Origin of the sequence: Kitasatospora sp. SC0581 (assembly GCF_048159585.1) — a bacterium.
Classification (GTDB): domain Bacteria; phylum Actinomycetota; class Actinomycetes; order Streptomycetales; family Streptomycetaceae; genus Kitasatospora.
Window position 1 is genome coordinate 80,283 of sequence record NZ_JBLRWA010000022.1, and the last position, 13,161, is coordinate 93,443.

Sequence of the window (13,161 nt, forward strand, 5' to 3'; positions counted from 1 at the left end):
GGCCACCCCGATGCACCCACTACCCTGGGCGGCACGCAGGGCGAGCGGAACAGACGAGCGGAACAGGGGCGCGGACGATGGCCGGAACGACCACGGACGGACGGGTCCTGCGCGGCGAGGAGACCCGCCGCGCGGTGCTGCGCCGCGCCGTCGGGATCGCCTCCGTCGAGGGCCTGGACGCGCTCTCCATCGGCCGCCTCGCCACCGACCTCGGGCTCAGCAAGAGCGGCGTCTTCGCCGGCTTCGGCTCCAAGGAGGAGCTGCAGCTGGCCACCATCCGCGCCGCCCGCCGGATCTTCGCCGACGCCGTCGTCGCCCCGGTCGCCGACACCCCGCCCGGCCTCGCCAGGGCCCGTGCCCTCTGCGAGAGCTGGCTGGCCTACTCCCGCGCCCGGGTGTTCCCCGGCGGCTGCTTCTTCTACGAGGTCACCGCCGAGTTCGACGCCCGCCCCGGCGCCGTCCGGGACGCCCTGGCCGGCTGCGCCCGGGAGTGGTCCGACACCGTCGTCGAGACCCTCGCCGCCGCCCGGGCGGCCGGCGCCCTGCGCCCCGACACCGACCTCGGGGACCTCGCCTTCGCCCTGATCGCCGTCCTGGAGACGGCCAACTCCCAGGCCGTGCTGCACGACGAGGACACCCCGTACGAGCGGGCCGGCCGCCTGCTGCTGCGCCTGCTGCGCGCCGAGGCGACCGACCCGGCCGACCCGGCGCTCGCCTAACGCTCCGTCAGAACCCTTTCAACGAACGCCGCTTGGGCCAGCAGAAGCTCGTCCCCGCCGGGCGCGCCGACCACCTGAAGGCCCAGCGGCAGCCCGTCCCCGGTCCGCCCGGCCGGCAGGCTCAGCGCCGGGCGCCCGAGGAAGCTCCACGGCAGCGACATCACCGCGTCCCCCGTGCTGTGCAGGCCCTCCGGCGCCCCGCCGGTCGCCGAGGGCGCCAGCCACAGGTCCACCCCGGCCGCCGCGCCCGCCGCGGCCACCCGCTCGCGCAGCCGCTCCCGGAACCGCAGGGCGGCCTCCCGGTCCTCGGCCGCGACGCCCCGGCCGACCCGGATGCCCGCCGCCGTCTCCGGCCGGTAGAGCCCGCCGAAGCGGGCGAACCAGTCGGCGTGGCTACGGGCCAGCTCGAAGCGGTTGACCATCTGCAGCTGCCGGACGACCTCGGCGAAGTCCGGGAACAGCTCGACCCGGCGCACCCTGAGCCCGGCCCGCGCCAGCCGGGCCAGCTGCTCCTCGAAGGCGCGCAGCGCGGCCGGCTCGGCGCACTCCAGGTACGTCCCGTCCGGCACCCCGAGCACGGGCGGCCGGACCTCCCCGGCGCCGATCCGGTCCGGGGAGGGAAGCCGGCCGTCGCCCCGCCAGTCGTCGCAGAGCAGCGGGGCCGCCAGGGCCGCGCCCGCCAGGTCGGCGGTGAAGGTCCCCAGGGTGTCGAGGCTCGGCGCGTTCGGGATCACCCCCGCGATCGGGATCCGCCCGTACGTCGGCCGGAAGCCCACCACCCCGCAGTACGCGGCCGGGCGGATCACCGAGCCGACCGTCTGGGTGCCGATCGCCAGCGGCACCAGCCCGGCCGCGACCGCCGCCGCCGAACCGCTGCTGGAGCCGCCCGGGGTGTGCCCCGGACGGTGCGGATTGCGGGTCGGACCGGGGGCGCTCGCGGCGAACTCGGCGGTCACCGTCTTGCCCGCGACCATCGCCCCCGCCGCCAGCAGCCGGTCCACCACCACGGCCTGCGGCCCGGCCAGCACCCCGGGCGGCAGCGCCGAACCGCCGTGCGTGGGCAGCCCGTCCACGTGCACGATGTCCTTGACGCCCACCGCCACCCCGTACAGCGGCGGCCGCCGGTCGGGCTCCGGGTACCGCACGGCCAGCTCGCGCGCCCGCGACCGCAGCCGGTCGTACCGCCCGGGCTCCGGCACGAACGCGTGGATCAGCGGGTCCACCCGCTCGACCAGCGCGCACAACCGGTCCACGTACTCGGGAAGTTCCGGCACACCGGCACGCAGCCCGGCGGCCTCATCGGTCAACGGCGACGGCCGGACGAGGGATTCCTCCATGCCGAGCACGGTAGCGCCGTTTACGGGTGCTCGGCCGCCAGGTACGGCGCCTCGCGCAGGAAGTACGCCCCGCAGGTGTGGCAGCACAGCTCCGGGGTCTTCCCCCAGTCCACCGCCTCCCGCACCCGCGCGGCCGGGTCGAGCTCGCGGCCGCACATCGCCACACTCTCCTCGCCCCGGACCATGTGCCACAGCCGCACCCCGCCGGCCTCGCCGCCGGCGCCGTACTCGGCCCGCATCTGGTGCATCATGCCCCCCATCGTCCGACCGCCGCGCGCACCCGGCAACCGGAGCGGAACCGCCGGTCGGCGGCCCGTACGGCCCACCCCCGGCCGGATCACCGCGGACATCCGGAGCGTCTCTCTCCGTAACATCCACGTTGACTGGGCCTACCGCCCGGCCGAGACTTGTCGTGCGTACGCTCCACACTCGGCTACGGGGGGAACCGATGGGCGATGCACAGCTTTTGACGATCGATCATCTTTCGAGAATGCGCGCGGCGGCCGACCGGGTCAGGGGGCTCTCCCAGCGCCGCGCCCAAGTCCTCGAACTCATCGGAACCGACCTGTCCAACCAGGAGATCGCCGCCGAACTGCGGATCGAGGAGCGGACCGTCAAGGCGCACACCGCCGCCCTGTTCGAGCAGCTCGGCGTGTGCTCGCGCATCCAACTGGCCCAGGCGGCCCTGCTGTTCCGGCTGGAGGACTGTACCTGAGGACACTGGTGGACCGTCCGGCCCGGTGCTGAGATGTCCTGGCCCCACTCGGGGCATCGGCAACTACCCTCCGCACCAAGAGAGATGGGACTCACCATGCTCAAGAACCGCATGGGCCGCGTGGCCACCGTGGCGGCCGCCGCCGTCGCCGCGCTGACCCTCGGCACCGGGGCCGCCAACGCCCTCTACGTCAGCGACTACACCACCGCCGCCAACATCCGCAGCGGCCCGTACACCAACTCCTCCATCAACGGCATCGGCTACCCGGGCCACGGCACCAACGACTGGTGCTACACCAACGGCTCGACCGTCAACGGCTGGTCCTACTGGGACAGCAACACCGACCGGAACACCGGCGTCTGGGGCTACACCCACGAGGACTACATCTCCGGAGCCCGCACGGGCCAGACGACTCGCTGCTGATCCGCCCCACCGCACCACGGCCCTCTTCGCCCCACCGCTAATGGGGCGAAGAGGGCTCCGCCCGAGACTACCGGCCCGCCCACCCGATGAGGTCCACTCGTGAGGTCCCACCGCCGCACCGCCCTGGTCGTCGCCGCCACCGGGCTCGCCCTGCTCACCGGCTGCTCCTCCGGCGGGAGCGCCGCCCCGACCACCGGCGGAACCGGCGGCCAGGCCGCCGCGCCCGCCCTGACCGCGACGCCCACCCCGACGACCGTGGCCGACACCCAGCAGCTCCCGCTACGGGCCTTCGCGGCGAGCCCCCAGGAGCTGACCGGCATCGCGAAGGCGCAGGGCCTGCTCACCCAGGACTGCATGAAGCGGCTCGGCTTCGCCTCCTGGCAGCCGAACAACGCCGACCTCACCAAGGCCGGCAAGGACGACATGCCCACGCCGTACGGGTTCCTCAACGAGGCGCAGGCCGCCCAGTACGGGTTCCACCAGCCCGGCACCGCCGGAGGAGCCAAGGTCGGCAGCGGCAGTCCGATGAACCCCGCCGAGTTCACCGCGCTGTCCGGGCTGAAGTCCCCCACCGGCGGCGAACCGGCCGGCGGCGGCACCCCGCCCGGCGGCTGCACCGGCGAGGCCGACCGCAAGCTCAAGGGCGACAAGCCGCCCGCCGCCGACGTCTACGGGGACCTCACCGGCCAGTCGATGAACCGCACCAAGGCGGACGCCCGGGTGGTCGCCGCCACCACCGAGTGGGCGTCCTGCATGAAGCAGCGGGGCTACGCCTACGGCAACCCCGAGAGCCTCAGCACCGAGTCCTGGGGCCCCACGGTGACCCAGCGGGAGATCGACACCGCCAAGGCCGACGTCGCCTGCACCCGGCAGACCAACCTCTCCGGCATCGCCTTCGGCGTCCAGAGCGCCATCCAGAAGCAGCTGATCGAGCAGCACGACAACGAGCTGAAGGCCTACCGCGCCGCCATCCAGTCCCAGCTCGACCAGGCGGCGACGGTGCTGCGGGAGCACGGCCAGTGAGCCGCGCCCGGCCCGGCCGCCCGGCGCGGACGGCCGCCGCCGCCCTGGCCTGCGCCGCCGTCCTGGCCGCCGCGGGCTGCTCCGGCACCTCCTCGGCCGCCCCGGACCGCACCACCGCCACCGGCCCGAACGGCGAGCGGCTGACCGCGGTCGGGGACGACCTGCGGCAGCCGTACCTCGCCTACTGGGACGAGTGGACGAAGGTCGCCCGGGCCGGCGACGTCGCCGCCGCGCCGCTGGACGCCCACGCCGACGAGCCCAACCTCTCCATCCTGCGCGCCTCGGTGGACCAACTGCGCCAGGAGGGGCAGCACATGAGCGGCGAGGTGAAGCACCGGCTGCTCGGCGTGCGGACCGACGGGGAGGCCCGCCGGCTGTACGACTGCGTCGACCTGAACGCCTGGCGGATCGTGGACGCGGGCACCGGCCACGAGATCAGCCAGGTCGGCCAAAGACCCGAGCAGCTCAGCATCATGACGATGCGTCGGATCGACGGGGTGTGGAAGGTCACCGACATTCAGAACCCGCTGCCGTGCCCCGGGGGCACCGCCGCCCCGTCCCGCAGCAGCTGACCCCCGTCCGAGCGCGAAGCACCGGAAGACGTACCGGAAATGGAAGCCGTGGAAACACCCGAGCCCGAGGCCACCGCAGCGGAACCCGCCACCCCGGCCGGGTCCACCCCGCGTCGACGGCGGCGGCTGATCGTCGTGATCGCCCTGGTCGCGGCGGTCACCGCCGGGGGCGGGATGTGGGCCACCACCCTGATCCGCTCGCCGGAGCAGGCCGCCGCCGACGCCAAGGCGCCGCCCGCCTCGGTGCTCACGGCACCGGTGGTGCAGCGGGTGCTGTCCAACACCACCGTCCTGCGCGGGGTGTTCACGGCCGGCCAGTCCTTCCCGGTGCAGCCGGGCGCGGTCTCGGCCAGCGCCGGCGGCCCGGGCGGCGGCACCCCGATCGTGACGGCGCTGAAGGTCAACAGCGGGGACGCGGTGGACTCCGGACAGGTGCTGGCCGAGGTGTCCGGACGGCCGGTGATCGCCCTGCCCGGCTCGACACCCGCCTACCGCGACATGGCACCGGGCGAGTCCGGCGGCGACATCGGCCAACTGCAGGACGTGCTCCGGGACATGGGGTACTACCCGGGCGGCGACGACAAGGGGTACTTCGGGGCCGCCACCAAGGCCGCCGTGGCCAGGCTCTACCAGAAGCTCGGCTACCCGGCGGCCACCACCGGCGACCAGACCGCCACCGCCGTCCGGACCGCCCAGCAGGCCGTGGACCAGGCCAAACAGGCCGTCCGGGACCTGGAGAGCCAGCCCGCCCGCGACGGCGGCGGCGAGCCGAACGCGGCGGCCACAGCGGCCACCACGGCCCCGGCGGCCGGCAAGAACGGCGCACCGGCCCCGGGAACCACCGGGACCGGCGCACCCGCCGGAGGTGCCGGTTCCGGTGGCGCCGGTTCCGGTGGCGCCGGTTCCGGAGGTGCCGCCGCGCTCGCCCGGGCCCGCGCCGATCTCACCGCCAAGCAGCAGGACCTGGCCCGCGCCCAGGCCAAGGACGGCCCCCAACTGCCCGCCGCCGAGGTGGTCTTCCTGCCCGCACTGCCGGCCCGGGTGGGCGCCGTCGGCGCCAGGGTCGGCGACAAGGTGACGGCCCCGGTCCTCACCCTCACCGCCGGCGGCCTCAACCTGACCGGCCACCTGCTCCCCGGCGACGCCCCGCTGGTCAAGCCCGGCATGGACGTCACCGTGCTGTCCGAGACCACGGGCGTCCAACTCGCCGCCAAGGTCGGCTCGGTGGGCGCGCTCGTCACCCCGGGAAGCCCCGGTGGCGGCGGGGGTGGGGGCGGCGCCGCCAGCGCGGCACCGGCGGCCCCGGGCGCCGGCACCGACCCCTACGTCCCGCTCGTCGTCACCCCCGACGCCCCCTGGGACCCGGCCCTGGAGGGCCAGGACGTCCGGATCACCGTGGTCGCCGCCTCCACCCAGGGCGAGGTGCTCGCCGTGCCCTCCTCGGCCATCAGCTCGGGCGTCGACGGCCGGACCTCGGTGTCCGTCGCGGGCACCGACGGCACCCGGCGCACCGTGGAGGTGACGGCGGGCGTCGCCGCGGACGGCTTCGTCGAGGTCAAGCCCGCCGCCGGAGCCGAGCTCAAGCCCGGCGAGCAGGTCGTGGTCGGCCGGTGAGCGGGGCCGGGACAGACCGCGCCGGAGCCGACCGCGACACCCCGGTGATCCGGCTGCGCGGGGCGTTCCGCACCTTCCCCGGCCCACCGCCGGTCACCGCCCTGCACCCCCTCGACCTGGAGGTCGCCCGCGGCGAGTACGCCGCCGTGATCGGCCCCTCGGGCTCCGGCAAGTCGACCTTCCTCAACCTGCTCGGCCTGCTCGACCGGCCCAGCGGCGGCACGTACGAACTCGACGGCATCGACACCGGCGCGCTCTCCGAGGCCCGCCGCACCGCGCTCCGCGGCCGCCGGATCGGCTTCGTCTTCCAGTCCTTCCACCTGCTGCCGTACCGGACCGCACTGGAGAACGTGATGCTCGCCCAGGTCTACAACGGATCGGCCAGGGCGGGCCGGGCCGACGCCGCCCGACGGGTCCTGGACCAGGTCGGCCTCGGCCACCGGGCCGAGGCCCTGCCCTCCAGGATGTCCGGCGGTGAACGCCAACGCGTCGCAGTGGCACGGGCGTTGGTGAACCGACCGTCGCTCCTGCTGTGCGACGAACCGACCGGGAACCTCGACTCGGCGACGGCCCTGCGGGTCATGGAGCTGTTCGAGGAACTGCACGGGAGCGGCCTGACCCTGCTGGTCATCACCCATGACCGCGAGGTCGCCGAACGGGCCCGGCGGACCATCACCATCCGGGACGGCCGGCTGAGCGCGACCGGGGCGGCGGTCGAACGGTGAGGAGGCGCGCCACGTCCACCGAAGTCCCGCTCTCCCGGCTCGGGTTGACCGACCTGCTGAGCGAGGCGCTGGCCGGCATGGTGCAGCGGCCCGGCCGGTCGGTGCTCACCCTGCTGGGCACCGTCCTCGGCGTCGGCGCCTTCGTCGCCGTCCTCGGGCTCACCTCCAGCGCCACCGGCCAGATCGGCAAGCGCTTCTCGGCCCTGCAGAACACCACGGTCACCCTGGTCGGCAGCGGAGCGGAGGTGGTCCTCGGCAACGGCCAGCACCGGGCCGCCATGGACTTCCCCGAGGACGCCGACCGCCGGGTGGGCCGGCTCAACGGCGCGGTCGCGGCCGGGGTCTACTGGAGCGCGCCGCTGACCGAGCCGAAGATCTCCACCTCCCCGGTGCCCGGCACCGGCTCCGGCGCCGGGCTCAACGTCCTGGCGCTCTCCCCCGGCGGCTTCGACGCGATCGAGGCCCGGGTCTCCGCCGGCACCGTCTACAACGCCTTCCACAGCGAACGCGGCCTGCGCGTCGCGGTCCTGGGCTCGGCCGCCGCCGGACGGCTCGGCATCAGCCGCCTCGACGCCCACCCCGCGGTGTTCGTCAACGGCGTCGGCTTCACCGTCATCGGCATCATCGACGGCAGCGCCCGGCTGCCCGAGACCGCGCTCGACGTCATGGTGCCCAGCACCACCGCGCGGACGCTCTGGGGCAACCCGCCGCCCGGGGAGAACGGCCGGGCCCGGATGGTGGTCCGCACCCGGACCGGCGCGGCCGCCCTGGTCGCCTCCCAGGCCCCGACCGCCCTGCGCCCGGAAGCCCCCAAGGACTTCGAGGCCCTCGCCCCGCCCGACCCGCACACCCTGCGGGACTCCGTCTCCACCGACCTCACCGGGCTGTTCCTGCTGCTGGCCGCCATCTGCCTGGTGATCGGCGCGGTCGGCATCGCCAACACCACGCTGGTCGCCGTCCTGGAGCGCACCGGCGAGATCGGCCTGCGACGCGCCCTCGGCGCCCGGCCCCGGCACATCGCGGCCCAGTTCCTCACCGAGTCCACCGTGCTCGGCACCCTCGGCGGGCTGATCGGCACCGCGATCGGCGTGGCCGTCGTGGTGCTGGTCGCGCTGGCCCGCGACTGGACCGCCCTGCTCCAGCCCTGGACGGTCCTGCCCGCACCCCTGGCCGGCAGCCTGGTGGGCCTGCTGGCCGGCCTCTACCCGGCCCTCCGGGCCGCCGCCGTCGAACCGGCCGAAGCCCTGCGCCACTGACCGACCCCGGCTCCCCCGCCATCCCCTACAACGCCCCCGCCCTACGAAGCCGCCCGCAGCAGCGCATCGTCCTGCCATTTGAGGACCTATTGACCCACGCAAGCCCCTGACCTGCGGATTCGACCATACAAGTGCCGCTGACCAGGCGAAACTGCCTTCAGTAGTTCGCACTGGTCAGCGGCACTTTGGGCCCTCATGTGCCCCACATGTGCCCCTCGACGGCTGTCTGACGGGCTGCCGCCAGACCTATCCCGTAGCCAGGACACAGCCGTATCGCCCATACGCCTACTGCGTCGGTTCGCCCTCAGGAACGGACGTGAACTTGTTGACATCCCACTCGCTCAAAAGTGTGGATTCGTCGGCGCGGCGTGGAAGCACAAGGCCATTCTCGACGACGATTGGGCGGTACGGCTGATGGCTGCAGATCGGCACTGAGACGCGAACGCGGGAAAACGTCAGGTCGCCCCTTGACTCAGTTCACGTTGAGCGTCGTGCGCTGGACGCATAGCACGGCATGACCACAGGCCGCGAACGGATCACATGGCCATATCCAGCCGGACGGATGATCGACTCTTTTCAACGAGCAGCTGAAGCACCTTTGTTGCGATCCGCTGAAGGGAACGCGGTACTTTGCCACTTCCAGAGCTGAGGAATTGCCAGCGCGAAGCGTTCGACCAGTATATGGCTGACCGCAAAAAGACATGGCTAGCCATGCTCACCCCTGGCGCTGGAAAAACAATGTTCGCCTTGGCCGTGGCAGCTAAGCTGAAAGAGATGGGCGTCACCAATAAAGTCGCAGTTTTCGTGCCGAGCGATAACCTGCGACAGCAGTGGGCTGCAGTCGCAGCCGGCTTCGGCCTCGACCTGATTCCGGTAAGAGAATCCGCCGACTACGAGGATTGGGAATTCGATGGATTCGTCGCCACGTACTCGCAGATGGCCGCAGGAGAGGGAGCAGAGCGCGCGCACAAGGCCATCAGCACGAACCGAACCATCGTCATCCACGACGAGGTGCACCACCTGGGGGAAAAGCGCGCGTGGGGCGTAGGCACGATCCGAGCATCGGAGGGGGCCGAACGCATCTTGATGCTAACTGGCACACCATGGCGCTCGGACGACGCCCGCATCCCCTGGTGCACCTATGACTCAGATACCGGCGAGGTCGACGTCGACTTTGCCTACGAGTACGGCTATGCGGTCGCCGATGGGATTTGCCGCGCAGTCGAATTCCATTCCTACGACGCCGAGCTACGCTACCGTGACGTCATGACGGAAGTCACGGTCAGCCTCAAGGACAGCGGAAAAGGAAGAGAACTGGGTAAAATGTTCGACGCCGTCTTCGATCCAAATCAGCCTTGGACACCTGGGCTACTCGCCCGCGCCCACGAACTGCTGATGGAACGGCGGCGCGACGTACACGACGCCGGGGGTCTGGTTGTTACCGACTCGCTTGAGACGGCTGAGGCCATCGGTAAAATCCTAGAGCGCATCAGTGGTCAGCCGCCGACGATAGTGACCAGCGAGAAGGATGACGCTGTCGACCAGCTCGACGCGTTTCGCAAGGACGGATCACGGATGTGGCTTGTGGCAATCCGAATGGTATCCGAAGGCGTCGACGTCCCGCGCCTGATGGTTGGCTGCTACCTGAGCCGCTGGAAAACACCGCTGTACTTCCGCCAGTTCGTCGGACGATTCGTGAGGGTCCGACCAGAGTGCGGTCCGGGGTTCGACGCACACGTGATCATCCCGGCGGTTTCGGTTCTCATGGAACACGCCGCTGACATCGAGCAACAGCTTCGAGACTTCTCCATGGCGCTCGACGGAAATGATGATGACAGCGACGAGTGGAAGCACGAAAGCTGTCCAGCTAATGAAGCCATGAAGGACCAAGAGGCGACGGTGCCCGCACAGGCGGGTGCCGCTGATCCGCATGCTGATCCCGAAGCCCGCGATGCCCTGTGCGAGCACGGGGATGCCGGCAGCGGCCAGGCGACCCTGCCATTCGAACAGACCGTCGAGGTGGGCTCCGCCGAGTTCTATCAGTCCGATCGGCGAGGGGTCGGCGTGTCGTCAGCGGTCTACCTTCCGGGTGAGCAATTGTGCCGCGACAGTGGGATGCCCACGACCTGGACAAGGCACCTGCTGTCGGTCCTGGAGTCCAAGGGTGTCCTCGCCCAAGTGTTGGGTGTGGCGGTCCCAGCCGCACCACCGGAACCGCCGAAGTACCGGATGAAGCAGATGCTCCGCGATGAGGTGAAGAGGCTCGTCTATAGGCTTGCGCGGATGCAGGCACGCGCTACCGGTATGGACACCAAAGAGTATCGCGGGAAGCGCCAAAGGGTTATCAACGCCGAACTTGCTAAGCGCTTCGAGTACCGCGCACAGTGCTCCAGCTCCACTCTGAAGACGATCATCGCCTTCCTCACCTCGTCCATCGAGCAGGAAGCCGCAGCCGACCGCAGGAGGACCGTCTGTGTCAAATGACCGGCGGGAGAACGGCCAACTTGTCGCCTCGCTCGGGTCGTCCCTCCGATCGGGAGCCGTCTCGCTCGGTACCGTGCCCAAACTCCTGGAGGAGCTCTTGGTCAGCGGAGGTTGGCGAGACTTCACCACGCAACTCGGCGACCATGTCACCTATACCGAGGACCAGTTCGAAGACTTTGTTCACACACTTCCACTCAAAGGGCTAGGAGCTGACCTTAACCTTATCGAGCGATTGATCAACGGAAGGATCGACCTTCTCTCACGCTTCTACGAGCTAATGTCGAATAAATGCGGTGAGCCCGCCCTCGCCACTGTCACACGCGACAACGGCGAGGGCGACTGCCCGCCAGCGGGGAAGAAGAAAACGGCAAACAACGTCGAGGCCCTCGTGAGAAGGTTGGAACGTGAACGGCCCGACCTCCATGCCTTGGTGAGCGCCGGAGAGATCCGGCCACATTCCGCAGCCGTACAGGCCGGATGGAGGAAGGCACAAACGACGATCCCCCTACAAGACCCTCAAGGCATCGCCCGCAAGCTACTGGAGAAACTGGGCCCCGAGCAGGCAGCTGAGGTCGAACACGCGTTAGGCATTCTCCTGCGCGTTTCGTCGCCGCAACACGTAGACGAAGACTGAACTTGGCACCTACTAATCACTTAGCGATCAAGGCAGTGGCACTGCCGGCAACGACCACTCTCGTACGGGCGGAGTACATCGCAGCACGGACACGGGCGGCACCGGCAGCGGCCACAGCGACGCCATCGCCAGTCCCGGCCTTTCGAGCGACAAGGCCAGCGCAGGAGCGACAGATGCCCGGCTGCGGCACGGGGTCGTGGCACTTGGCGCACTCGGCATACCGGGGCGTGGAGGGCTGCTGTGGGGCCTGGACGGGTGGCAGCTTGCGCTGCAGGCGGCTGCGGAGCACGCCGACCGGGGAGTGCAGGGGCACGGGCAGGCCAGGCAGCAGGGCCTGGGCCAGTTCCTGGACCGTGCTGCCGCGCTCCAGCCACTGGGCGACGAGCGGCGCCAGTTCGGTGGCCTCGGCCTCGCCCAGCCGTAGGCGCGGCTCAGTACGGAGGACCCGGAACAGCGTCGCCACCGCCTCGCAGACCTGCTCGTCCGGTACGACCGGAGTCTCCTTGTCGATGGTGTGGCCCTCCTCCCGCCCTTCGGGCCGGTCGGCGGCCTCCCCGCTGGTGGCCGACTGCTGGTCGGCCTGCTCGGCGGGGTGGGAGGGTTCTTGGTACTGGTTCTTTACAAGAGGGACGCCAGTACGGCCGGTGCTCGCCTCACCGGAGACCGGACGGGTGACACCCGGCAGCACCGTGAGCTGCGGGGTGTCGTAGACGTGGGTCTCGGTGCGGATCGTGCCGTCCGACATACGGATCTTCTCGACCCGGTAGTACCCGGCCTCGGTCAGTTCCTTCAGGGCCTTGCGGATCGCGCCACGCCCCTGCGGGCTGGTGTCGGCCATGTGCCGGCCGTCCTCCCGCCAGCCGTCCGAGCGGGAGAGGAGGTCCGCGAGCAGGCCGCGGGCCGTGTAGGACAGCCGCCGATCCTGCAGCAGGCCGTTGGGTAGCACGGTGAAGCTACGTACGTGTTCGGTACGATGGACGCGCATCGGGAGGTCGTACTCCTGTTGCCGGACCCCGGAGCGTTGGCGCGCTGCCGGGGTCACCTATTTTTAGTTGGATCACGGAACGTACCACGTCACCCGCCACGCCAAGGTCCTTTTGCCGCAGCGGTCTTGATCACATCAAGGGCTGTCGTTTCTTGGCGGAGCTGTGTGCGGTCGCCGTCGCGGGTTGCGCGCGAATGTCGGGTGGCTGAGCCGCCCCATCCGCCTTTGCGATCAGCGAGCTGTGAGGAGTTCTCCGCGTTCGACGGCGTCGCGCAGGACGGCGGTGAAGTCCTGGGGCAGGAGGTTGACCGCGTCGAGGGCCTCGGCGGTCAGGGGGATCTCCTCCAGGAGGTACTCGCCTCGGCCCTCCTGGCTGAACTCCGGCCCGGTGCGCTCTTCGAAGCTCCACTTCTCGACGGTGGCGAGGTAGAAGTCCTGACGCTCGTCGTCGGTCTCGATGGTGTGGAGGAGGCTGATGACCTGGGCCTCGCCTGCGATCTCCTCGCGGACCTCGCGCAGAAGGGCCTCTTCGGGGCTGGTGTCGGTCGGTTCGATCTTGCCGCCGACGATCACCCAGTACGGGTTGATGCCAGGGCGGATGCGCTTGATCAGCAGCATGGTGTCGTTCGGGGTGAGGAGGACGGCGCGGACGCGGTGCTGCATGGTGGTCTCTT

At 71.0% G+C, this 13,161-nt stretch carries 14 protein-coding genes; 10 read left to right on the top strand and 4 right to left on the bottom strand.

What is annotated here, in order from left to right:
* The first annotated feature begins 77 nt into the window (after positions 1-77).
* Positions 78-719: a TetR/AcrR family transcriptional regulator gene (locus tag ACLWS4_RS27270; RefSeq protein ID WP_416875478.1), complete on the top strand. Its 642-nt coding sequence runs from the start codon at positions 78-80 to the stop codon at positions 717-719.
* Here ACLWS4_RS27270 and ACLWS4_RS27275 read toward each other — a convergent pair.
* Entirely contained in the window at positions 716-2,056 is a 1,341-nt protein-coding gene (locus tag ACLWS4_RS27275; RefSeq protein ID WP_416875479.1) for an amidase, read from the bottom strand. The two genes, ACLWS4_RS27270 and ACLWS4_RS27275, sit on opposite strands and share 4 nt — an antisense overlap.
* A gap of 20 nt (positions 2,057-2,076) precedes the next feature.
* Positions 2,077-2,307 (bottom strand): hypothetical protein, encoded by a 231-nt coding sequence (locus tag ACLWS4_RS27280; RefSeq protein WP_049657159.1) that lies wholly within the window; start codon positions 2,305-2,307, stop codon positions 2,077-2,079.
* A gap of 239 nt (positions 2,308-2,546) precedes the next feature.
* Between ACLWS4_RS27280 and ACLWS4_RS27285 the strand changes: the two genes are divergently transcribed.
* From ACLWS4_RS27285 to ACLWS4_RS27325, 9 genes are all read left to right on the top strand, one after another.
* Entirely contained in the window at positions 2,547-2,771 is a 225-nt protein-coding gene (locus tag ACLWS4_RS27285) for a response regulator transcription factor (protein WP_049657156.1), read from the top strand.
* An 84-nt stretch (positions 2,772-2,855) separates the two neighbouring features.
* A complete protein-coding gene (locus ACLWS4_RS27290) occupies positions 2,856-3,194 on the top strand; it encodes a hypothetical protein (RefSeq protein ID WP_416875480.1) in 339 nt (112 codons plus the stop codon).
* A 99-nt stretch (positions 3,195-3,293) separates the two neighbouring features.
* Positions 3,294-4,217: a hypothetical protein gene (locus ACLWS4_RS27295; RefSeq protein ID WP_416875481.1), complete on the top strand. Its 924-nt coding sequence runs from the start codon at positions 3,294-3,296 to the stop codon at positions 4,215-4,217.
* On the top strand, positions 4,214-4,789 hold the full coding sequence (locus ACLWS4_RS27300; protein ID WP_416875482.1) for a hypothetical protein: 576 nt from the start codon (positions 4,214-4,216) through the stop codon (positions 4,787-4,789). Before ACLWS4_RS27295 ends, ACLWS4_RS27300 begins: the two co-directional genes overlap by 4 nt.
* Before the next feature lie 39 nt (positions 4,790-4,828).
* Positions 4,829-6,403 (top strand): peptidoglycan-binding protein, encoded by a 1,575-nt coding sequence (locus ACLWS4_RS27305; protein ID WP_416875483.1) that lies wholly within the window; start codon positions 4,829-4,831, stop codon positions 6,401-6,403.
* Positions 6,400-7,128, top strand: coding sequence for an ABC transporter ATP-binding protein (locus ACLWS4_RS27310; protein ID WP_049657146.1), 729 nt, complete (start codon positions 6,400-6,402; stop codon positions 7,126-7,128). Before ACLWS4_RS27305 ends, ACLWS4_RS27310 begins: the two co-directional genes overlap by 4 nt.
* The gene (locus ACLWS4_RS27315; RefSeq protein ID WP_416875484.1) at positions 7,125-8,384 is read left to right on the top strand and encodes an ABC transporter permease; all 1,260 of its coding nucleotides are present in this window, start codon (positions 7,125-7,127) and stop codon (positions 8,382-8,384) included. Before ACLWS4_RS27310 ends, ACLWS4_RS27315 begins: the two co-directional genes overlap by 4 nt.
* 630 nt (positions 8,385-9,014) lie before the next feature.
* Positions 9,015-10,868, top strand: a complete 1,854-nt coding sequence (locus ACLWS4_RS27320; RefSeq protein WP_416875485.1) for a DEAD/DEAH box helicase family protein — start codon at positions 9,015-9,017, stop codon at positions 10,866-10,868.
* Positions 10,869-10,941: 73 nt separating this feature from the next.
* On the top strand, positions 10,942-11,502 hold the full coding sequence (locus tag ACLWS4_RS27325; RefSeq protein WP_416875486.1) for a hypothetical protein: 561 nt from the start codon (positions 10,942-10,944) through the stop codon (positions 11,500-11,502).
* A 16-nt stretch (positions 11,503-11,518) separates the two neighbouring features.
* On the opposite strand, the gene ACLWS4_RS27330 is transcribed toward ACLWS4_RS27325, so the two are convergent.
* The gene (locus ACLWS4_RS27330; protein ID WP_416875487.1) at positions 11,519-12,487 is read right to left on the bottom strand and encodes a hypothetical protein; all 969 of its coding nucleotides are present in this window, start codon (positions 12,485-12,487) and stop codon (positions 11,519-11,521) included.
* 231 nt (positions 12,488-12,718) lie between these two features.
* Positions 12,719-13,150, bottom strand: a complete 432-nt coding sequence (locus ACLWS4_RS27335) for an NUDIX hydrolase (RefSeq protein ID WP_416875488.1) — start codon at positions 13,148-13,150, stop codon at positions 12,719-12,721.
* Positions 13,151-13,161 lie beyond the last annotated feature (11 nt).

Excerpts from the sequence above, each read along its gene's own strand:
- ACLWS4_RS27275 (WP_416875479.1), bottom strand. The coding sequence starts at position 2,056 with ATGGAGGAATCCCTCGTCCGGCCGTCGCCGTTGACCGATGAGGCCGCC.
- ACLWS4_RS27280 (WP_049657159.1), bottom strand. The coding sequence starts at position 2,307 with ATGATGCACCAGATGCGGGCCGAGTACGGCGCCGGCGGCGAGGCCGGC.
- ACLWS4_RS27270 (WP_416875478.1), top strand. The coding sequence starts at position 78 with ATGGCCGGAACGACCACGGACGGACGGGTCCTGCGCGGCGAGGAGACC.
- ACLWS4_RS27290 (WP_416875480.1), top strand. The coding sequence starts at position 2,856 with ATGGGACTCACCATGCTCAAGAACCGCATGGGCCGCGTGGCCACCGTG.
- ACLWS4_RS27335 (WP_416875488.1), bottom strand. The coding sequence starts at position 13,150 with ATGCAGCACCGCGTCCGCGCCGTCCTCCTCACCCCGAACGACACCATG.
- ACLWS4_RS27305 (WP_416875483.1), top strand. The coding sequence starts at position 4,829 with ATGGAAGCCGTGGAAACACCCGAGCCCGAGGCCACCGCAGCGGAACCC.
- ACLWS4_RS27330 (WP_416875487.1), bottom strand. The coding sequence starts at position 12,487 with ATGCGCGTCCATCGTACCGAACACGTACGTAGCTTCACCGTGCTACCC.
- ACLWS4_RS27285 (WP_049657156.1), top strand. The coding sequence starts at position 2,547 with ATGCGCGCGGCGGCCGACCGGGTCAGGGGGCTCTCCCAGCGCCGCGCC.